A 19,539-nucleotide genomic window follows, 5' to 3' on the forward strand; every position below is an offset into this window, starting at 1 on the left:
GGCATGTTGCACATTACCGATACCCATCTCCATCTTTGGGATCTGTCGCGTTTTCGTCTGTCGTGGCTAAGCGAGGTTCCGGCGCTGAATCATGATGTTAGCTGGCAGGATTATCGCGCGTTGATCGATCAGGATACGTGGTGTATCGATCGCGCGTTGTACGTTGAAGTCGACGTCGTCCCCGACCAGCGCGGGGCGGAAAGCCTGTTTTTACGCGAGCTATGCGCAGACCCGACGAATTTTGTTGAGGGAGGCATTATCTCGCTCGACCTGCAGCAGCCCGATGCGGTATCGCGATGGCTGACCTCAGACGCGCGTCACCCGGCGGTAAAGGGCGTACGTCACGTACTGCACGTCGCCAGCCAGCCGTCTGGAGCCTGCCTGACCTCTGCCTTTATCAATAATGTTAATGCGCTGGGTAATGCGGGGCTCTGTTTTGAGGTATGCCTGCGCAATGAAGATATGGCGGATGCAGTGGCGCTGGCTGAACGGACGTCAACTCCCCTGGTTTTAAATCATATGGGCAATGTTGATAGCGTTCGCCTGGCGGAAGACGCGAACTACGCGGCGAACTGGCGGCGAAGTTTGCGCAGGCTGGCGCAGCTGCAGCACGTCTGGTGCAAAGTCTCCGGCGTCAATATCCCTGCTGGCGAGGATTGCGAGCGGGTTCGGCCGGTTGTGGAGCAGTGCCTTGCAACGTTCTCCGCCGACAGGGTTATGTTCGCCAGCAATTTTCCGGTCTGTTCGTTGAATACAGGGCTGATCCCGTGGGTCAACACGCTTATACGCATCACCGATGGGCAGGGAAGCGCCTGGCAAGAGCGCTTTTTTAACCGCAATGCGCAGCAACTCTATCGGTTAACGGAAGCGTGATGCTGGAGTCTCTTTAACCGATATCTTTAGCACATCAGGAGTGATATATGAGTACCACATTCAGCGGTATTATCCCCCCGGTCCCGACGTTGTTTGATGAGCACGAGCAGTTAGATCGACCGGCGATGTCGCGGCTGATTGACCATCTGCTTGCCAGCGACGTGGATGGCCTTTTCTTTCTCGGTAGCGCAGGCGAATTCGCCCATATGTCGGACAGCTTGCGTCTGGAAGTGATGCAGTTCTGTATTGAGTACGTCGCGGGCCGCAAGCCGGTGCTGGTTGGCATCTCTTGCCCGGGCACGCAGGCGACGATTGAGTTTGGCCGCAAAGCGCTGGAGGCGGGAACGGATGGCGTGGTGGTTATCAACCCGTGGTATAACCCGCTGGCCGAAGAGTACCTGTTCGAACATTTCCGCTATATTGCTGAACAACTGCCGCTGCCTATCCTGCTGTACAACTTTCCGGCGTTGACCGGACAGGCTATTCCCGTCTCCTGTATTCAGCGTCTGGCCCTGGCGTGTCCGAATATCGTGGGGCTGAAGGATACCGTTGATACCTTAAATCATATCCGTGAAGTGATTCATGCGGTTAAACCGCTGCGCCCTGGTTTTGCCGTATTCTCCGGTTACGATGAATATCTGTTCGGTACGTTAATTTTAGGCGGTGACGGCGCGATCCCCGCCAGCGCTAACTTTGCCCCGGAACTGACCTGCGGTATTTATCAGCACTGGCGTAATGGGGAGCTGAGTGAAGCGGTCGCGCTACAGCAGCGGCTCTCCTGGCTCCCGCCGCTTTATGGCCTGGATGTGCCTTTTTATAACGTCATTAAATATGCGTTGCAGCTGACAGGTCTCGATGTGCCGGTTAATTCACTGCGCCCCACCGGGCCATTAAGCGAAGCGCGGAAAATTAAAATCCGTGAGGTGCTGAAGCACAGCGCCATTATCTGATTAATTTATGAAGGTTAATATGAAAACGATCCAACGGTTCGCCGGCGTGATTCAGGTCAAACCTGAAAAATATGCTTACTATGCGCAACTGCATGCAAATCCCTGGCCGGAAGTAAACGCCATGATTAAGGCCTGTAATATTTCTAATTACTCAATCTACTTCAAAAATGGCTGGTTATTTAGCTATTACGAATATCACGGTGATGATTATCAAAAAGATATGGCGAAGATGGCCGCTGACCCGGTGACGCAGCGCTGGTGGGGCGAGTGTGTTCCGTGCCTGACGCCCCTTGAAAACAGAAAAGACGGGGAGCTGTGGGCATCAATGGAAGAGGTTTATCACCTGGAGTAATCGCCTGTCGAGGTAAGAATTATGTTTATCGATAAATATTTCGAAGATTTCTCCCTGTCTGAATGTCGAACAACAGTGGGGCGTACCATTACCGAAAGCGATATTGTTATACATGCCGGGCAGACCGGCGACTTTTATCCTCATCATATGGATACGGAATGGTGTAAAACTCAGCCTTTCGGCCAGCGTATTGCCCACGGCACCTTGACGTTTTCCGTCGCTGTTGGGATGAGCGCAGGGATTATTAATTCTAAAGCAATGACCTATGGCTATGAAAAATTACGTTTCCCACATCCGGTTTTTATTGGCGATACCATTCGGGTCAATATTTCTATTAGCGAAAAACGCGATCATCCGCGTAATGCGAAATATGGCTTTGTAACGGAGAAGCTGGAGGTCGTTAATCAACGCAATGAGTGCGTGATGGCGACGCAGCACGTGCTGCTGGTGGAAAAACGGGATCTTGCGGATTAAATCAAAAGGAGTGAACTATGACCTATCGAATGATACTTAACGAAACGGCCTGGTTCGGCGCCGGGGCAATTAACCATATTGTCGATGAAGTGAAGCGCCGGGGGTACAAGAAAGGGCTGGTGGTGACGGACCGGGTACTGGTGGAGTGCGGCGCGGTGGATAAAGTCACCTCCTTGTTGGCGCAGTCCGGGCTGGAGTTTGACGTTTTTGCCGATGTTCTGCCTAACCCAACCATTGCGATGGTGCAGAAGGGGGTTGAGGTATTTAAACAGGCGTCAGCTGATTACCTGGTCGCCATTGGCGGCGGATCGCCACAGGATACCTGTAAAGCCATCGGGATTATTATCAACAACCCAGAATTTGCCGATGTTCGTAGCCTGGAAGGATTTGCCGCTACCCGAAAACCCAGCGTGCCGATTATTGCCGTGCCGACCACGGCAGGTACCGCTGCGGAAGTGACCATCAACTACGTCATCACCGATGAAGAGAAGCGGCGTAAGTTCGTCTGTATCGACCCACACGATATTCCGCTGGTTTCTATTATTGATTCCGACATGATGGCCACCATGCCGCCTGCATTAAAAGCCGCAACCGGGATTGATGCGCTGACCCATGCAATTGAAGGATTCACTACGCTCGGGGCATGGGAAATGACGGATATGCTGCATCTGAAAGCGATCTCGCTGATCTCCCGCAGCCTTGCTGCTTCCGTTGCCGGCAAACCCGAAGGCGGCGAGGGGATGGCGCTGGCACAATATATTGCCGGAATGGGATTTTCCAACGTGGGGTTAGGTCTGGTTCATGGAATGGCGCACCCGCTAGGCGCGTTCTATAACATGCCGCACGGTGTCGCCAACGCGATTCTGCTGCCCCACATCATGGAATGGAATGCCGATTGTACCGGAGAAAAATATCGCGATATTGCCGAAGCGATGGGCGTAGATAATGCCCGGAGCGTAAGCCTTGCCGATGCTCGCAGAATGGCCGTGGATGCCGTGCGCGCGCTGTGCCGCGAGGTGGGTATTCCTCAGGGGCTTACCCTCGCGGGTGCAAACCGTGCGGATATTCCTCAGCTGGCGCAGGCCGCTCTGGAGGATGTCTGTACGGGTGGAAACCCACGAAAAGCTTCTCTGGAAGAGATCAAAGAGCTCTACCGGCAGGCGATGTAGCAGCTTTTCCTGATACATCGCCGCCCGGTATCAGGGTTAAAGAAGAGAACCTCGATCTGGCCAAAGGTCATGGCGATGGTTGGGGTCTGGCTTCACCTATGAGTATGAAGGATTTGGCGTAGGCGCGACTGACTCCTTCAATTCAATAAAAACATGTCCACCTATGTGGACTATAAAATCAACCTGCTGGATGACAAGCCGTTCCCTAAAGATGCCAGTATCAGCACCGACAACATCATTGCGGGGGGGCTGATCTGAAGCATTTTCTTGTGCGATGCCTGCCAGGTAACCCTCCTGGCAGGCATTTTTATCGGTGAGAACAGGGCGATAAATAAGCCGCCTAAAAGCGGGCTTAAACACGACCCCTCCAGTCCGCATTGTCTTTGTCTTTCTTCTTCCATCCGCATTCGTTGCGTAGGTAAGGATCGCTTCTTTACCCATCCGCCGCAAAACCATAAACAAATGTGAAGAGGGCAGCCACATGCGGGAGATCATTAATCTTCAGCCGAAGGACGAGCTGGTCGCGCTTAATGAATCTGTCTCTCCGGCACCTGAGTGCGCGGAATAACGGCAGATAGCTGATTCTCCGCTCCTCGACAGAAAGAACGGAGATATTTCCTCTATATCACCGTCATGACCAAAAAGCCGGCAGCGGTCATCAGTAGTGAACCAAAGACATGCGCCAGTACCGAAATGATGGCCCACGAATAATTACCGTTCTGAAGCAGCACCACAACCTCGGCGGAAAACGTGGAAAAGGTCGTCATGCCGCCGCACAGCCCGGTGGTAATAAAAAACTTCCACGCCGGATCAAGATGCGGTTGCCTGACGAAAAAGGCCAGAGCAAGTCCGATAATAAAGCCGCCAATCAGGTTAACCAGCAGGGTACCGGGCGGCAGATTAGGAAAGGAGCCATTAAGACGCATGGAGAGTACCCAGCGGATCACGCAGCCCAGCGATCCGCCGATAACCACCGCGAATAATGATTTATACATAAAACCTCACAGATATACGGGAGCGTCGGCGCTGACTCCAGAGGAGAGCGGCCGCGGGGTTAGCGTTTTTTAAAGGCGGACTTACCCGCAAAGACGGCCGCATCGCCCAGCTCATCTTCAATTCGCATCAGCTGATTGTATTTCTCAATCCGCTCCCCGCGGCTGGGGGCGCCGGTTTTCAGGTGCCCGGCGCGAAGTCCTACGGTCATATCAGCAATAAAGCTGTCCACGGTTTCCCCGCTGCGGTGCGAAATAAAGGTCCCCCAGCCGTGGTCCTGGCACAGCTGTACAGCCGCAATCGTCTCACTCAGGGTGCCGATCTGATTGAGCTTAATCAGCGCCGCGTTGGCCAGGTTCTCATCAATGCCGCGCTGAATGTATTTCACGTTAGTCACAAAAATGTCGTCACCAACCAGCTCGACTTTATCGCCCAGCGCGTCGCTCAGGATTTTCCAGCCAGCCCAGTCATCTTCCGCCAGGCCATCTTCAATCAGGACAATCGGGAACTCCTCCACCAGCTGCTCATAGTAACGAGTCATCTCCTCGGCACTGAGCTGCGCATTTTCCGTACGCAGGGTGTATTTCCCATCTTTATAAAACTCGCTGGATGCCGGGTCCACGCAGATCGCGATATCTTCGCCAGGCCGGTAGCCGGCCTTCTTAATGGCTTCGACAATCAGCTCCAGCGGCTGCCGGTTGGAGGAGACCACCGGGGCAAATCCCCCCTCGTCACCCACGCCGGTGGAGAGGCCTTTTTCAAGTAAAACCTGACGCAGATTCTGATACACCTCGCTACCCCAGCGAATAGCCTCACGTACGGAGGAGGCCCCCCAGGGCGCAATCATAAACTCCTGAAAATCGGCGCCTTGCCAGCGGGCATGAACCCCGCCGTTAATAATATTCATGCAGGGGACCGGCAGCAGATTAGCGCCGATGCCGCCCAGATAGCGGTACAGCGGGATACCGGATAGCCGTGCGGCCAGACGAGCCACCGCCAGCGAGACGCCGAGAATGGCGTTGGCGCCTATCTGGCCCTTATTTTCCGTCCCGTCCAGGGCAATCAGACGGCTATCGATATCTTTCTGCCGGCGGACGTCGTAGCCCCGCAGAGCATCGTGAATTTCCGTATTGATGCTGTGCACGGCATCCAGCACTCCCTTGCCGCCAAAACGTCGCCTGTCGCCGTCGCGACGCTCAATAGCCTCACGGGAACCCGTGCTGGCGCCGGAAGGCACTGACGCCCGCGCAGCGCGGCCATCAGCAGAGGTCACCTCCACTTCTACGGTTGGATTACCCCGGGAGTCCAGAATTTCTCTGGCGATTACACCTTCGATTTCATAGCTCATACAATGACCTTATTTTAAGGAGCAGGTATATGTTTAATCAGTACATCAACGCAGAGATGGTTGATAAATTCGCACGAGAACGAGGAATACACCCCGAACAGGCGGTTTTTATGCCCCAGCATGACCAGATCGATATCCTCATGCTGCACCACGTCTTCAACGTCTCTGAAGCGATGAATACTGACGAGGGATTTGACTTTGATATCAATACTGCAGGATTCCACCAGGCGGCTCAGCATCTCCTTTGCATCGATAATTTCCCGCGACTGGCGGTCCTTGATGAGTGAATCACTGGTGTACTCCATTTCCCGATAATCAGCGCTGAGATGGCCAACCGTGATGCGGATTGCCGTCTCTTTTGCCAGGCGTTCAGCATGCCGGAGCAGCAGCAGCCCGTCGGTTTCATTCTGAACAAGTAACAATGCGTGCCGGTAGATGTGCATAGCTCACCCCTTAGTCGAAGCGAAACGAAGCGTTAGCGAAGGAAGATCGTCTTTTTCCTGCAGCTGAGCTGGCTGAGTCACGTCGGATTTAGGCCGAATGTACTGGGTTTTCGGGGGCATTTCCCCGAGATGAGAGGGCCTTACGGGCCTGATGGTATGGCCGAGCCAGCCGGTAATAACCGGCGCGCGGCAGGGCCTGTTACCGTCAGGATTGTCATGGACAAAAACGCGAACGGGAGCGCCGCTTTCAGATGAGAAAGTCGTGGGAAGTGCAGAAAAATCAATTATGTTTTGCATAGCAACACCTGACATACATGCCTAAAAGGAAACAGCAACAGTTGTATATCAGGCGTCATCATCCGGTTCGACAGAACCGGCGGTTGGGAAAGGTGGAACACCATCACCTTGTCATTTGAGCTTATATGACGCTTTTCGCTAAATCAATATTTATTGATGCCGAGGGGGCGGTTTTTCTTCCGCTATGGCGGCGGAGCGATCGGGATTTTTACCGATGGCTGAGTTTATTCGCATCCGGTGACATTTAATAAAAGTGGCCTTCGCAGGGGCCTGGATGCGAGGGGACCATATTCAAATCGATGCCCTACATCGTTACGTGATTATTTTTACGGTTAATATCCATTTGTGGTTAAATATTAATCTGACGCTTATTTTGCTATTATCTGCATTATTCTCTCATCAGGGTGTTGCTGTCGATGGTATATAAATTTAATACATACCCTACGCGCTAGTGATAAATTTCGCGGATATTAGCGATAGCGAACGCCCGGCATCGGAGCCGGTAAGGAATATCAAATGCGAACCAGGTATTAATCTTATCCCTCAAACTATATTAGTATCAAAAAAAGGAGGATTTATGCTACTAATTGATGACGTAAAGAATGAAGAGCTACGAGATATACGTTTTGTTTTAACCGATATGGATGAAACGCTAACCTATCGGGGAAGGTTACAGGCGCGGACTTATGAAAGCCTTGAGCTGCTACAGGATGCTGGAATTAAAGTCATTCCTGTGACTGCAGCCTCCGCCGGATGGGCGGATCAAATGGCCAGAATGTGGCCGGTAGATGGCGTTATTGCCGAAAATGGAGGGCTATTCCTCACCCGTAACGCCGACGGTCATAGCGTGCAGAGATACTACTGGCATGAGGCCGCGTTTTTAAACAATAAACAACGGCTCACTGATATTCAGGAAATAATTCAGCTTAAGCTTCCATGGACACGGGTATCTGACGATCAGGAATTTCGCCTTACCAGTATTGCGTTCAGGCTCCCTGATTCCCCTGTACAAACACAACAGCTTGTTGACGAATTACGTCAACAAGGTTGCTGTTACACCATTAATAATTTATGGCTGCTAGGCTGGCTGGGGCAGTATGACAAGCTGGCTATGAGCCGAAAAGTTCTGCAGCAATTTTATGCTCTGCGAGAACAAGATGAGCAAGCCTCTGTCTACTACAGCGGCGATTCGCTCAATGACGCGCCTATGTTTCGGTATTATCGTAAAAGCTTAGGAATGAGCACCGTCAATAAAGTGTTACAGGAAATGCCGGCTTTGCCCAGCTGGATTAGCAAATACCCCGGTGGAGAGGGATTTGTGGATGGCGCGCTTAGGATTCTTAATGCCAGGATAGGCCAGTAAAGCATCCTCTGCATCCGCGCCCGAGGCGGCGAAACCACTGGTCAGAGATGCTTGTGGAAAGAGCTGTAGCGATGGGTTACATTGTGATTAACATATTTGCACGTTTTTCTCCTGTGATTCTGTCATACATGCTGCTACGCCTCTGGGTTGGTTTATATGGATAACATAATGTTAACTGATATTTCATATCGTCATTTCGTTGAAAATGTGAAAGATTATGCTATCTATATGCTGGATCTGGATGGCACGATCGCCAGCTGGAATGAAGGCGCGCGCCGGGCTAAGGGCTACTCCAGCAAAGAGATTATTGGCAGTAACTTCAGCATATTTTATAGCGAAGGCGAACAGCAATCGGGAGAGCCGGCGAGAAATCTGGCGATCGCCCTGAAAACCGGGAAATTTGAGGGAGAAGGGTGGCGCTACAGGAAAGATGGTTCGTCCTTTTGGGCGCACGTCGTAATAGACGCTATCAGAAATGATGATGGTACTTTACTGGGTTTTGCCAAAATAACCCGGGATATTACCGAGCATAAGGAAGTGATTGATAAGCTTTCGTGGATGGCGAGGTATGATTCTCTTACCGGGCTACCTAACCGGGTGGCATTCTTTGCGTTTGTCGAAGGATTGATGGCGGGCAATAACTATACGCAGCTGGCGATCTTTACTATAGACCTTGATAAGTTCAAGGAAATAAATGACGTTGAGGGTCATCTTATTGGCGACCTCCTCCTGCAAAGAGTCTCGGCTAATGTGACTAAAATGGTCAAGAATGATGAACTCGTGGCGAGGTTTGGCGGCGATGAGTTTGTGGCGGTAAAGCCGTTTGAGTCCGCCGAAGACCTCGACCTCTTTATCGAGAAACTGCAGGGCTGTTTTACCGGAACGCACAATTTTGCCAGCACTTCGGTTTCAGTCATCGCCAGTATTGGGATTTCTATTTTCCCGCGCGACGGTTCCGATATTAACACCTTAATTAGCAACTCAGATTTGGCGATGTATCGTGCCAAATCTGATATCGACAACAAGGTATGCCGGTACGAGCCTGAAATGGATGAACGAACGCGTAAGCGTAATCAGATGATTTCAGATATCAGGCAGGGGATCAAAGACGGCCAGTTTTATCTCCATTATCAGGAAAAACACTCAATTTCCGGGCAGCAGGTTACGGGGTATGAAGCCTTATTACGCTGGCAGCATCCGGAACTCGGGCTGATATACCCTGACGAATTTATTCCCGTCGCGGAAGAGAGCGCAACGATTATACCCTTGGGCTATTGGGTATTAGAGCAGGTGTGCCGCGAAGCGTTAGTGAACAAGATTCACAAGAAGGTTTCGGTAAATATCTCTCCGGTGCAGCTGCGGCATCGCCATTTTATAGACAATGTCCGCGGCATTCTCATGAGAACCTGTTTCCCGGTTAGCCTCCTTGAGTTCGAGGTGACGGAGACGGCGTTTATTGTCGATAAAAAGCTGGTATTTAACGTTCTCTATCAAATAAAAAATATGGGGATCAGTATCGCCCTCGATGATTTCGGAACCGGCTACTCCTCCATTAGCATGCTGCGTGAATTTCATTTCGACCTCATCAAAATGGACCGCAGCTTTCTGCAAAACATTGAGAATGACTCCGAAGTTCGCTCCTTCGTGAGGGCGGTGATCTCACTCAGTAAATCGATTAACACCCCGCTGATTGCCGAGGGGGTTGAGACGTTGGAACAGCTGAAAATTCTGGAAGATGAAGGCTGTAACGAAGTTCAGGGATTTCTTTTTGGCAAGCCGACGATTATTGAGCAATTAAAAAAGTAGGCTCTCAGGTTCTTCATCTCTACGCTGCGAGCAGGCCCGAGAGGCCTGCCTGCCGGCAGAACGCCGGCTTCTCCTGCGGTTCGTCCCTCGACTGAAACTCCCCGAATGAAAAACGCCGGCGTCCCCGACGGGGGAAAGCGCGATGGCATTGACATTTTATCTACCAACTAGTAGGTTGTTTTTTGCCGACCGCATAAAAATACCCGATTCTGACCACTGCGGGTCGGCTAATAAACGCAAGCCTCGGCCCTTAACGCGGTTTTGCAGCAATAAGATTTTGTCCTGCGGGAATCGTTTCTCGCGTATTTGTTTGTGGGTGCAATGTTAATAGTGTGAGCGAAAATATGACAACCTCTTCACTTTCCGGTGGCCAAAAAATAGCGCGTCTGCTGTTAGTTGGTCTTATTCCTTTAGGCGTAATATTGCTCTTTCTGTGGGCGGGCGGCTGGCTGACGCCGAATCGTCTCAGCGCGGACAAGCTGGTGACGGTCCTGCAAAAATCGGGCGGCGAGCATCCTGGCTTTCGTCGCAATCATGCCAAAGGCGTATGCGTGGTGGGGCGTTTTATCTCTAACGGCAACGCCAGCTCGCTGTCGCGCGCAGCGCTGTTCGCCGCCGGAGAAACGCCGGTAACGGGCCGCTTTGCCATCGCCGGCGGCAACCCCAACGCGCCGGATTATGCCGTTCCCGTACGCAGCATGGCGCTGGAGTTCAGACAGGGGAACGGGGAGCAGTGGCGGACGGGGATGAACGCCATGCCGCTGTTCCCGGTTTCCACCGTTGAAGAGTTCTACGAGCTGCAAACGGTCACCTTGCCCGATCCGGCAACCGGCAAACCGGACCCGGAAAAGCTAAAGGCGTTTGTGGGCTCGCACCCCCAGCTGCAGCGCTATCTGGCCTGGGCGAAGCAGTACGTCCCCTCATCGAGCTGGGCGAGCGATCGCTATAACAGCCTGAACGCGTTCCGTTTTATCGACAGGACGGGGGCCGAGCATCTGGTTCGCTGGAGCATGGTGCCGCATACCGACTATCAGCCCATTAGCGAGGCGGATAAAAGTAATAAAGATTTCCTGCAGCAGGATATTACACAGCGCCTGGCTCAGGGACCGCTGCGGTGGGATCTGATGATCACCGTCGCCCAGGCGGGCGACGCGAGCAACGATGCGGCTAAGCTCTGGCCTGACGATCGGCAAACCGTCAATGCCGGTACCCTCGAGCTGGTAAGCGCCAGCGCGCAGGAGAACGGCCCATGCAACGATATCAACTACGATCCGCTGATCCTGCCGGCCGGGATCGCCGCGTCGGACGATCCTTTACTCAACGCGCGTTCGTCGGCCTACGCCAAATCGTATAACGCGCGCACCCGCGAGCAGTCCCAACGGTCAGGAGCCCACTTATGAAACAGGTAACCCATTTTCATCCGGCGCTGCGCTGGCTGCACTGGCTGATGGCCGCGGCAATCGTGGCGATGCTGTTTATTGGCGTGGCGATGGTTTCAACGGTTTCGTCGCTGCATGCGCTGCTGGTGTCGATTCACAAACCGCTGGGCCTGATGATCCTGCTGCTGGTGGTGGTGCGGCTGTGGCTGCGCTTTTACACCGCCGTGCCGCCGCTGCCGGCTGCCATACCCGCCTGGCAACGGCGGCTGGCGCATCTCTCGCACTGGATACTGTATGCGATGATGTTCCTCCAGCCGCTCATCGGCTGGGCGATGCAGTCGGCGGCGGGGTATCCGGTCTCCGTCGGCGGGGCCTTTGTTTTACCGCCTGTCGCGCCGGTGAATAACGACTGGTATGCGGTCCTGCGCCCGCTGCACTCTGCGGTTGCGCTGCTGCTGTTCATTACCGTGATGCTGCATCTGGCCGCCGCGCTATTTCATGCTTTAGTGCGCCGCGACGGCGTCTTTGAAAGTATGTCCGGGAGAAGAGAGTGAGGTCGGGGATAAGGCGCTATCGAGCCGCCGGGCAAAACCGTGCCGAACTGTTTTCGGCACGGGGTGGGGGATTAATCCGGGTTCATGGCGCGAAAAAGCGTCGCAAACGTGCCCTCTTTTTCCGCCCAGCGGCGGCCCTTATCGCCATCAAGCAGGATCTCCCCGTTCGGGTGCCGATGGTGCTCAATCAATTCCATCACTCTCGAGATATACTCCGCCAGCGGCATCGCCCTCGGGTCGGCGGCCTGAGCGCTGCCCGTCAGCTCGGTCTGCACGTACGGCGGCGACAGCTCAAGGACCTCAACCGGAATATGCCGCATCTGGTGACGCAAAGAGATCAGCCACGAGTGCAGGAACGCCTTGCTGGCGCAGTAGGTTGGGAAGTCCGCCTTAGGTACGAATGCCAGCGCGGAGCTGGTTGCCATAAAGGTGGCGTCCGGCTGGCCCTGAATCAGCGGCAGGAAGGCCGCCGCGAAGCGGATGGTGCCGAGAATATTGGTCCTGACGATGTCCTGAGCGACGCCCGCGTCCCCGCCGTCGGCGAGGAAATCTTCGCTGCGTGAAATACCGGCATTGGCGATCAGCACGTTCAGCTGTGGAAAGCGCGCTTTGACCTCTGAGGCAACGGCCTCAAGCATCGCGTCATCGTCTATATCGAGCCTGAAGCCCGTTATTCCGGGATGAGTGCGGGCGATCTCGTCGAGCAGAGCCTGGCGGCGTCCGGTGATGATGACCCGGTTGCCGCGCGCGCAAAACGCTTCGGCCAGCGCGCGGCCGATACCGCTGGTGGCGCCAGTAATCAGAATGGTGTTACCGCTAATTTTCATAACAATGTCCTCTCCGGTCAGAGCTGGTGGAAAGGCGGCGAGGGGCTATCGGAGCTGCCGTAGCAGATGATAACCGCCTGAAAACAGAACGTCGCCGCTAGATCCCCGTATTCTCTGCTGAGACCCTGGGGTATCCGGGCGCGTTGGATGACGGTAACGCCTACGGCATTGTGGAAATGCCCGGTGATTATATTTACGCCATCTTGGGTCGGCAAGGGAATTATCTGACCAGCGATTGTCGGTTAAACCCCGGCGGCGCTTTGCGCATCGGCAGGAGGGCTACCTGTTGGTAGGTTTCCTGCCAACGCTCTGATATTATGCACCTTATTCAGTATCACATGCACACGCGGATCCGACTATGGCGACTGAGCGTTCATCGAAAGCAAACGAAATTATTTCTTATACCCGACAGCTACTTACCTCCGGCGGCTACCAGAGTTTCAGCTTTGCCGATATTTCTGCAAAGGTGAATATTCGTAAAGCGAGCATTCATCACCATTTCCCGAGCAAGGCGGAGCTGGTGAAGGTCGTGGTAACCGGGTATCGGGAAGAGGCGCGGGCCGGAATGCAGGCGATGAGCCGGCAGATGAATAACCCGGTGGCGGAACTTCAGGCCTACGTCGACTACTGGGCTACCTGTATTCGCGAGGGATCCTCACCGTTTTGCATCTGCGCGATGCTTGCCGTCGAGCTGCCGACGCTGCCGCCGGAAATAGCCAGCGAAGTGACCGGGCATTTCAGCGATCTTACCGATTGGCTGGCCTCTTTACTGCGCAGGGGGGAAAGCGAAAAGCGCCTGCGGATATCCGGCGCCCCTGCGGATGAGGCGAGCCTGCTGATGGCGACGGTGCATGGCGCCATGCTGTCGGCGCGCGCCTTTAACGATGCGGATATTTTCCGCAGAATTGTGCAGCCACTGATCGATAACATCACGCTCCGCGCCTGATCGTTCGCCGGAGATCGCGCGATACAATCAGCCGTCTCATATCTGCGCAGCGTTGACCCAATGCGGCTATTGATCGACAAAAAGGGCATTCATTTTGAATGAGTCATAATATCCCCAGATTTTTACGATTTTCTGATGCTCCAGGCGCAACACCCAGCAATATTGCATATTAAAATCTGCGCCGTTTTTACCTTGACCGCCGGTGGCGTGGAACTGCAGGCAGGCAAGGTCTCCGTCAACGATCAGGCTATCGACGATCGGCACGGGCCATGACGCCAGTCGGTCATCAAGCCGTTTAAGCAGCCGTTGGCGGTAGTTTTCTTTTCCCCGGTAGCATCCCGAGATCGGCGAGGTGCCCATAGCATTGAATTCCAGATCGTCATGCAATGCGGCGATAAAATTCTCTCCCCATCCCCGATCCGCTATCGAAAGGAAAAGCGACGATAAAAACTGGCGGTTCTCTTCACTCATGATCTTGCTCCGTAGCGGTTAATGGGTTCTGGTAGGTCGCCTGCAGAACATCTGCGAGGCCTCGCGCCAGCAGCTGACGCGGGGCCTCGCTCCCGTCGACGGGAAGCAGCGTTCTGCTGCGTATTTTCCAGCGCCCGTCGTGGCATTCAAGCTCCCAGCGGTTAACGACAACCCGATGGATGCGGTACCCGGTGGAGGTGCCGTGGTTAGCCATTTCCCGCGGCGCACCCTGCTTATCCAGCTGCAAAAGCTGTAAATAGGAGGTCACAACGGCCGTATCGCCGCGCAGGTCGATAAGCGGTAATCCGGCAAAATGCGCCAGCCCGCTTTTGATAGCCTCTTCATGAGCCGGCCTGAGAATAAATGCCGCAATAGCCGCCACGCCTTTTGCGCCGTCCAGCCCCTCTCCGCGATTAAACACTCCGTCCTCCATATAGACGGATGCCGTATATTCAGCGAGCCCGCTGTCGGCGCTGGGGGGATGAGAGGCAATAAGCTCATAGATCGCTAATTTCGCTTCTATTATTCGCAGCCGTTGTTCTATCGTAAGTTGATTTTCGTTAGCCATACGGTATCTCTTCCTGTTGTTTCGGGCTTGACTAAAGCGGTACGACCATAATAATTGTTTTATGGAATTGCATAATCCGCTAAAAACTTGATGCAGTGATTAGCCATATTTAATAAAGGGGCAACGGATGATTAGCCGCGCGCATTTTCCGGCGCTTAATACGTTTGTTATGGTCGCCGAAAAGCTGAACTTCAGGGCCGTTGCGGACGCGCTGGGCGTCTCCGCATCCGCCGTCAGCCAGCAAATTAACGGGCTTGAAGAGCAGCTGGGGCTGCGGCTTTTCAACCGAACAACGCGTTCCGTAAGCCTCACCGAGGACGGCAGGGGGCTGTATCTGCAGGTCGCCCCGCTGCTGGAGAACCTTGCCGGCGCGCTGATGCAGGCGCAGTCCCGCAGTCGGGTCATCAAGGGGCATATTCGCCTTCACGCTTTTCGCTCGGCGGCAGAAATGTTCCTCGACGCCAGGATACCCGCTTTTCTCGCCGCTTTTCCCGACGTGCACATGGATATTGCCGTCCACGACTCCCCCGTGGATCTGATTGCCGGTGGGTACGATCTTTCGCTGCGGCTGGGCGAGGTGCTGGCGCCCGGGTTAGTTGCGGTCCCCGTTGGCGGGCCGCTGCATCAAATCGTTGTCGCGGCGCCGTCCTATCTGGCAAGGCATGGCAGCATCGGGAAGCCAGAGGATTTAAGCCATCACAACTGTATCGGCTGGCGGTGGCCGGGAGCGGCAACGCCGGAGCCCTGGCAATTCGCTTATAACGGCCGGTTAAAAAATATTGCGGTGAGCGGGAATTTGCTGGTGGACGATCGCGAGCGGCAGTATCAGGCGGCGATCGCGGGAGTCGGGGTGGCTCAGGTTACTGAGGAACGGGTGAGGCCGCATCTGGTTTCCGGCGCCCTGCAGCGCATTCTTAGCGCCTGGGAAACTGAATTTGCGGGATACTATCTGTGCTGGACGGCGGGGAGAGCTATGTCGCCGGCGATGAGGGCCTGTATCGACTGGTTACGGCAAGAACCGCGAGAGCCTCTGGCGTCAGGCGGCTTTAATCCGGGCGAAAAAACTCACGGATAATCGCCATGAGGCTGGTGGCTACTTGCCGAATTTTTCATGGAATCGGCGCTCTATTCCGCCAAGGTGCCAGTGCAGTTTCTCATGCGCCTGCTGGTCCTCCTGCCGCTCTAACAGCCCGACGATCGTTTCATGATCAACCTGGGAATTTTGAAACTCTTCCGGCGTTCTGGTCAGATGGTTCAGGAAGGCGCGTATGCGGTTGATGCTGGTTTTATAGAAACCGATCAGCTCCCTGTTCTGGCTGGATTCAACGATCGCCATATGAAAATCCGAATCGGCCTGGCGGTAGCTCTCCGGCGCGTTTTGCAACGCCTCGCGTCCCCGCTCAACGTGCTCTTTCAGCAGCGCAACCAGCGCCTGGCGATCGTGTCGAAGAGCCAGCGTTAGCGCGCCGGCCTCAAGGATTTGCCGCATTTCACAGGTTTCCCGCATCTCCTGCTCATTGAACTCAAAGACGAAGGTCCCACGCTGGGGAAATATTTGTACCAGGCGTTCCATTTCCAGCTTTTGCAGCGCAGCTCTTACCGGCGTCCGGCTCACGTTGAGCTGGGCCGCAATATCATTTTCTGAAATTAGCGAGCCGGGCTCTATTTGGCAATTGACGATGAGGTCGCGAATGTGATCGGCCAGAATACTACTCAGTGACTGAGGGCGGATTATCTTCTTCGAGGACCAGTCAATAAATAGTTTATCGGAGGACATAGCGTGGCGTACTTCCCTAATACAAATAGCCTTTATTGCCTCAATAGTTGCACGATCCGATTTAAGATGCAAGGTGTAGTATACAAGATACATCCCCCTCAAACGGCAGGAAATTCGCCGTTTGAGGGGGGCAGGATCAGGAGGTGAACAGGTACTCCTGATGTCGAATATGCTCAGGATTAAGCGCCATCCCCATGCCAGGCGCTTCAGGCACCCGAATCAGGCCATTTTCCGGGACCAGCGGTTCGCTGAGGAAATACTGGTGAATGTCGTTCCATTTCACCAGGTACTCCTGATAGGGCGTGTGGATCGGCGACTGCGTGGTGGTAAAATGGGCCGTGGCGATGGTGGAATGACCGTGCGGAATGACCTGCAGATCGTACATCGTGGCGGCCGCGGCGATTTTTAAGGTTTCAGACAGGCCGCCGCACCAGTAGATATCCGGCTGAATAACGTCCAGCACGTCGGCCTCAAAGAAGCGTTTGAAACCCCAGCGGGTATATTCATGTTCAGCCCCTGCCAGCGGGATGGTCAGCTTCTCTTTCAGGCGGCGCATGCTGTCGATTCTGTCCGGCATGACGCACTCTTCCAGCCAGCGCGGGCGATAGGGCTCAATGGCCTTCGCCAGTTCGATGACGTAGGTCACGTCCATCGACTGCCAGCAGTCAAACATCAGATCGTAATCCTCACCCACCGTCTCGCGCAGGGTTTTTACCAGCTCAACGTTTTTCTTTAATCCTTCCCTGCCGCTCATTGGCCCATGACGGAAAAACCATTTTTGTCCGCGATAGCCCAGCGACTTGTACTGAAGCGCCCGTTCTCTCACTAGTCCCATATCCTGTACGGCAAAGCCCAGCATTGAGGCGTAGGCCGGGATCTCCTCGCGAATTGAGCCGCCCAGCAGACGATAAACCGGCTGCTGCATCCACTTGCCGCGGAGATCCCACAGCGCGCAGTCGACCGCGCTAATCGCCAGCATGGCGTCGCCCTGGCGACCGTGAATCAGGGCCCGATGCATCTGGTCCCACAGGCGCTCGCTGTCGCGCGGGTCCTGGCCCAGCAGTAAAGGGCGCAGCTGGCCGTGGACAATCGATGCCACGGCGTGGGGAACGGGGCCCGCCAGCCCTTCAACGCCTTCGTCGGAGATAATTTCCAGAAAGACGGTGGATATAGAAAAACCCTCTTTCAGCTGCACGCCGCCGTCATGATTGTCCACGATGCGATACTGGGCATACACGTCGGTCGGGCGAGCAAGGCGCTCTTCCCAAAAGTCCACTTCCCCGGGCAAAACGCCCTTAACCTGAAGTAACCGGACGTCGATAATCTTCATCTTACTGACCCTCATGTTGTTCATTGCTGTTTTGATATACCGATGATTGCTGGCGACGGAAAATGATGCTCAGGGTAATGATGGAGAGCAGCGCCATTGCCGCCAGCCAGTAGAATCCGCCGTTATAGCTGCCGCTGCGATCGCGGATAATGCCGATGACCCACGGGTTAACTACGCTGGCAATGCTGCCGAGGGCGTTAATCAGCGCGATGCTGCCCGCCACCACCGATGCGGGGAAGAACTGCGCCGGCAGGCCCCAGAAAACGGGCATCGCGCCGAAAAAGCCGAACGCCGAGCAGCAGAGAAACGCCATTTTGAGCAGGGAGTTATCGAACCACGCCACGCAGAGCAGGCCGAGGCATGAGATAAGCAGCGCCGCGTAATTGGCCAGCAGGCGCGAGCCGGGACGGTCGGCGATGCGTCCTAATACCAGCATGCCAATCAGGCCGAAGATATAAGGAATAATGGTGATAAAGCCGGTCTGCACGTGGCTTAAACCCGTTTCGCTGATAATTAGCGGCAGGAAGGTGCTGACCGCGCCGTTGAGGTTAGCCAGCCCGTAGTAGGTGAGGCTGAATAACAGCACCAGCGGGCTGAATAGCGCTTTGAGCAGGCCGCCGTGTCCGCGTGACGGCAGCTTTTTTTGTTCCGCAGCGAGGGTTGCCATCAGCCAGCGCTGCTCTTCTGCTTCGAGGAATTTGGCGTCTTTGGGTTTGTCGGGCAGCGCGAAAGGGACAATCAATCCCAGGGCAATGGCCGGAATGGCTTCGATCAGGAACATGATCTGCCAGCCGCTGAGCCCCATCCATCCGTGCAGCTCCAGCAGCAGGCTCGAAATCGGCGTGCCGATAATCAGCGCAATCGGGATACCCGTCATGAAGGAGGCAATAATGCGTCCGCGCCAGGCGGCGGGGAACCACATGGTGAGATAAAACACGATGCCAGGGAAGAAGCCGGCTTCGGCGGCGCCGAGCAGGGCGCGCATCACGTAAAGGCTATTTTCGTTCCAGACGAAGATATGCGCGCCGGAAACGAGCCCCCACGTCACCATAATTCTGGCGATCCACCAGCGGGCGCCAATTCTTTCCATCAGCAGGTTTGAGGGCAGTTCAAGGAGAGCGTAGGGGACAAAAAACAGCCCGGCGGCCAGGCCAAAGCTTGCGGCGCTGAGGCCGATATCCGCATTCATGGTTAATGCGGCAACTCCGATATTGGCCCGATCGATAACGGCGATGACGTAGCAAGCAATCAGCAGCGGGATCAGCCGCCAGGAGAGTTTGCGTATAACCCTTTTTTCAATTTCAGAATCTGTGGTTTGCATGGTGTGTCCTGATTATAAGGTCATAGGTATTCAAGGTTCTTGTATACAAGTTCTGTTGTATTCATCTCCCGTCCGGAGTTCAATACCGTCATTATCGAAATGAGATGTGAAACGTTTCAGCCGATGATTACAGGTCCTGGGCGATCGATAACGTTGAGCGGGGGCGGCAAAAGCGTCGGGCGGGGTTCCGCGCACGAAGCGGCGGCGCAGCCCCGATGAGTTAAGCAAGGCTGGGGGAAAAGGCGCGGACAAAGGTGCGGTGAAAGGTGCGAATCACGGGCGGAAGCGCTGGGGCTCC

The 19,539-nt window shown here is 54.5% G+C and carries 20 protein-coding genes, 1 pseudogene and 1 riboswitch; of the genes and pseudogenes, 12 read left to right on the forward strand and 9 right to left on the reverse strand.

Annotated features, from left to right (window positions below; translation table 11 throughout):
* Window positions 1-3: 3 nt before the first annotated feature.
* From GO007_RS04320 to GO007_RS04345, 6 genes and pseudogenes are all read left to right on the forward strand, one after another.
* A complete protein-coding gene (locus GO007_RS04320) occupies window positions 4-873 on the forward strand; it encodes an amidohydrolase family protein (protein ID WP_095095974.1) in 870 nt (289 codons plus the stop codon).
* 47 nt (window positions 874-920) lie between these two features.
* Complete coding sequence (locus tag GO007_RS04325; protein ID WP_095095977.1) at window positions 921-1,823, forward strand: dihydrodipicolinate synthase family protein; 903 nt, start codon at window positions 921-923, stop codon at window positions 1,821-1,823.
* A 19-nt stretch (window positions 1,824-1,842) separates the two neighbouring features.
* Window positions 1,843-2,175 carry an L-rhamnose mutarotase gene (locus GO007_RS04330; protein ID WP_157349073.1) on the forward strand — a complete coding sequence of 111 codons (333 nt, stop codon included), beginning with the start codon at window positions 1,843-1,845 and terminating at the stop codon, window positions 2,173-2,175.
* A 21-nt stretch (window positions 2,176-2,196) separates the two neighbouring features.
* Window positions 2,197-2,649 carry a MaoC/PaaZ C-terminal domain-containing protein gene (locus tag GO007_RS04335; RefSeq protein ID WP_095095980.1) on the forward strand — a complete coding sequence of 151 codons (453 nt, stop codon included), beginning with the start codon at window positions 2,197-2,199 and terminating at the stop codon, window positions 2,647-2,649.
* A gap of 17 nt (window positions 2,650-2,666) precedes the next feature.
* Window positions 2,667-3,818, forward strand: a complete 1,152-nt coding sequence (fucO, locus tag GO007_RS04340) for a lactaldehyde reductase (protein WP_095095983.1) — start codon at window positions 2,667-2,669, stop codon at window positions 3,816-3,818.
* A 141-nt stretch (window positions 3,819-3,959) separates the two neighbouring features.
* A pseudogene (locus GO007_RS04345) lies at window positions 3,960-4,076 on the forward strand (porin); the annotation flags it as partial.
* 362 nt (window positions 4,077-4,438) lie between these two features.
* On the opposite strand, the gene crcB reads toward GO007_RS04345, so the two are convergent.
* From crcB to GO007_RS04360, 3 genes are read right to left on the reverse strand one after another with little or no spacing between them, the layout of a single operon-like run.
* Window positions 4,439-4,813 (reverse strand): fluoride efflux transporter CrcB, encoded by a 375-nt coding sequence (gene crcB / locus GO007_RS04350; protein ID WP_095095986.1) that lies wholly within the window; start codon window positions 4,811-4,813, stop codon window positions 4,439-4,441.
* 59 nt (window positions 4,814-4,872) lie between these two features.
* Window positions 4,873-6,159, reverse strand: coding sequence for a phosphopyruvate hydratase (eno, locus tag GO007_RS04355; protein ID WP_095095989.1), 1,287 nt, complete (start codon window positions 6,157-6,159; stop codon window positions 4,873-4,875).
* 14 nt (window positions 6,160-6,173) lie between these two features.
* Window positions 6,174-6,602, reverse strand: a complete 429-nt coding sequence (locus GO007_RS04360; protein WP_095095993.1) for an adenine nucleotide alpha hydrolase family protein — start codon at window positions 6,600-6,602, stop codon at window positions 6,174-6,176.
* A gap of 339 nt (window positions 6,603-6,941) precedes the next feature.
* Window positions 6,942-7,016, reverse strand: a riboswitch (Fluoride riboswitch).
* 460 nt (window positions 7,017-7,476) lie between these two features.
* Here GO007_RS04360 and GO007_RS04365 point away from each other — a divergent pair.
* The 4 genes from GO007_RS04365 to GO007_RS04380 all read left to right on the forward strand — a co-directional run bounded on the left by GO007_RS04365 (window position 7,477) and on the right by GO007_RS04380 (window position 12,001).
* A complete protein-coding gene (locus tag GO007_RS04365; RefSeq protein WP_095095996.1) occupies window positions 7,477-8,262 on the forward strand; it encodes an HAD hydrolase family protein in 786 nt (261 codons plus the stop codon).
* Between the two features lie 156 nt (window positions 8,263-8,418).
* Entirely contained in the window at window positions 8,419-10,068 is a 1,650-nt protein-coding gene (locus tag GO007_RS04370; protein ID WP_095095998.1) for a sensor domain-containing protein, read from the forward strand.
* Window positions 10,069-10,412: 344 nt separating this feature from the next.
* A complete protein-coding gene (locus GO007_RS04375; protein WP_095098041.1) occupies window positions 10,413-11,468 on the forward strand; it encodes a catalase family peroxidase in 1,056 nt (351 codons plus the stop codon).
* On the forward strand, window positions 11,465-12,001 hold the full coding sequence (locus tag GO007_RS04380; RefSeq protein WP_095096001.1) for a cytochrome b: 537 nt from the start codon (window positions 11,465-11,467) through the stop codon (window positions 11,999-12,001). Before GO007_RS04375 ends, GO007_RS04380 begins: the two co-directional genes overlap by 4 nt.
* A 71-nt stretch (window positions 12,002-12,072) precedes the next feature.
* On the opposite strand, the gene GO007_RS04385 is transcribed toward GO007_RS04380, so the two are convergent.
* Window positions 12,073-12,828, reverse strand: coding sequence for an SDR family oxidoreductase (locus GO007_RS04385; RefSeq protein ID WP_095096004.1), 756 nt, complete (start codon window positions 12,826-12,828; stop codon window positions 12,073-12,075).
* A gap of 358 nt (window positions 12,829-13,186) precedes the next feature.
* Between GO007_RS04385 and GO007_RS04390 the strand changes: the two genes are divergently transcribed.
* Window positions 13,187-13,774, forward strand: coding sequence for a TetR/AcrR family transcriptional regulator (locus tag GO007_RS04390; RefSeq protein WP_095096008.1), 588 nt, complete (start codon window positions 13,187-13,189; stop codon window positions 13,772-13,774).
* 66 nt (window positions 13,775-13,840) lie between these two features.
* Here the strand turns inward: GO007_RS04390 and GO007_RS04395 are convergent, their stop codons facing one another.
* Both GO007_RS04395 and GO007_RS04400 read right to left on the reverse strand, forming a co-directional pair.
* Window positions 13,841-14,245, reverse strand: coding sequence for a nuclear transport factor 2 family protein (locus GO007_RS04395; RefSeq protein ID WP_095096011.1), 405 nt, complete (start codon window positions 14,243-14,245; stop codon window positions 13,841-13,843).
* Window positions 14,238-14,813, reverse strand: a complete 576-nt coding sequence (locus tag GO007_RS04400) for a nuclear transport factor 2 family protein (protein ID WP_095096015.1) — start codon at window positions 14,811-14,813, stop codon at window positions 14,238-14,240. Before GO007_RS04400 ends, GO007_RS04395 begins: the two co-directional genes overlap by 8 nt.
* Window positions 14,814-14,940: 127 nt before the next feature.
* Between GO007_RS04400 and GO007_RS04405 the strand changes: the two genes are divergently transcribed.
* Window positions 14,941-15,888, forward strand: coding sequence for a LysR family transcriptional regulator (locus GO007_RS04405; protein WP_095096018.1), 948 nt, complete (start codon window positions 14,941-14,943; stop codon window positions 15,886-15,888).
* An 18-nt stretch (window positions 15,889-15,906) separates the two neighbouring features.
* Here the strand turns inward: GO007_RS04405 and GO007_RS04410 are convergent, their stop codons facing one another.
* The 3 genes from GO007_RS04410 to GO007_RS04420 form a co-directional block, all read right to left on the reverse strand.
* Window positions 15,907-16,590, reverse strand: a complete 684-nt coding sequence (locus GO007_RS04410) for a GntR family transcriptional regulator (protein WP_189339817.1) — start codon at window positions 16,588-16,590, stop codon at window positions 15,907-15,909.
* A 136-nt stretch (window positions 16,591-16,726) separates the two neighbouring features.
* Window positions 16,727-17,920 carry an enolase C-terminal domain-like protein gene (locus tag GO007_RS04415; protein WP_189339818.1) on the reverse strand — a complete coding sequence of 398 codons (1,194 nt, stop codon included), beginning with the start codon at window positions 17,918-17,920 and terminating at the stop codon, window positions 16,727-16,729.
* Between the two features lies 1 nt (window position 17,921).
* Window positions 17,922-19,241, reverse strand: coding sequence for an MFS transporter (locus GO007_RS04420; protein WP_095096026.1), 1,320 nt, complete (start codon window positions 19,239-19,241; stop codon window positions 17,922-17,924).
* Between the last annotated feature and the right edge of the window lie 298 nt (window positions 19,242-19,539).

The organism is Klebsiella sp. 10-1 (genome assembly GCF_009758445.1).
GTDB classification, from domain to species: domain Bacteria; phylum Pseudomonadota; class Gammaproteobacteria; order Enterobacterales; family Enterobacteriaceae; genus Klebsiella; species Klebsiella scottii.

Coding starts and splice junctions, on each gene's coding strand:
- GO007_RS04320 (WP_095095974.1), top strand. CDS start 4: ATGTTGCACATTACCGATACCCATCTCCATCTTTGGGATCTGTCGCGT.
- GO007_RS04325 (WP_095095977.1), top strand. CDS start 921: ATGAGTACCACATTCAGCGGTATTATCCCCCCGGTCCCGACGTTGTTT.
- GO007_RS04330 (WP_157349073.1), top strand. CDS start 1,843: ATGAAAACGATCCAACGGTTCGCCGGCGTGATTCAGGTCAAACCTGAA.
- GO007_RS04335 (WP_095095980.1), top strand. CDS start 2,197: ATGTTTATCGATAAATATTTCGAAGATTTCTCCCTGTCTGAATGTCGA.
- fucO (WP_095095983.1), top strand. CDS start 2,667: ATGACCTATCGAATGATACTTAACGAAACGGCCTGGTTCGGCGCCGGG.
- crcB (WP_095095986.1), bottom strand. CDS start 4,813: ATGTATAAATCATTATTCGCGGTGGTTATCGGCGGATCGCTGGGCTGC.
- eno (WP_095095989.1), bottom strand. CDS start 6,159: ATGAGCTATGAAATCGAAGGTGTAATCGCCAGAGAAATTCTGGACTCC.
- GO007_RS04360 (WP_095095993.1), bottom strand. CDS start 6,602: ATGCACATCTACCGGCACGCATTGTTACTTGTTCAGAATGAAACCGAC.
- GO007_RS04365 (WP_095095996.1), top strand. CDS start 7,477: ATGCTACTAATTGATGACGTAAAGAATGAAGAGCTACGAGATATACGT.
- GO007_RS04370 (WP_095095998.1), top strand. CDS start 8,419: ATGGATAACATAATGTTAACTGATATTTCATATCGTCATTTCGTTGAA.
- GO007_RS04375 (WP_095098041.1), top strand. CDS start 10,413: ATGACAACCTCTTCACTTTCCGGTGGCCAAAAAATAGCGCGTCTGCTG.
- GO007_RS04380 (WP_095096001.1), top strand. CDS start 11,465: ATGAAACAGGTAACCCATTTTCATCCGGCGCTGCGCTGGCTGCACTGG.
- GO007_RS04385 (WP_095096004.1), bottom strand. CDS start 12,828: ATGAAAATTAGCGGTAACACCATTCTGATTACTGGCGCCACCAGCGGT.
- GO007_RS04390 (WP_095096008.1), top strand. CDS start 13,187: ATGGCGACTGAGCGTTCATCGAAAGCAAACGAAATTATTTCTTATACC.
- GO007_RS04395 (WP_095096011.1), bottom strand. CDS start 14,245: ATGAGTGAAGAGAACCGCCAGTTTTTATCGTCGCTTTTCCTTTCGATA.
- GO007_RS04400 (WP_095096015.1), bottom strand. CDS start 14,813: ATGGCTAACGAAAATCAACTTACGATAGAACAACGGCTGCGAATAATA.
- GO007_RS04405 (WP_095096018.1), top strand. CDS start 14,941: ATGATTAGCCGCGCGCATTTTCCGGCGCTTAATACGTTTGTTATGGTC.
- GO007_RS04410 (WP_189339817.1), bottom strand. CDS start 16,590: ATGTCCTCCGATAAACTATTTATTGACTGGTCCTCGAAGAAGATAATC.
- GO007_RS04415 (WP_189339818.1), bottom strand. CDS start 17,920: ATGAAGATTATCGACGTCCGGTTACTTCAGGTTAAGGGCGTTTTGCCC.
- GO007_RS04420 (WP_095096026.1), bottom strand. CDS start 19,241: ATGCAAACCACAGATTCTGAAATTGAAAAAAGGGTTATACGCAAACTC.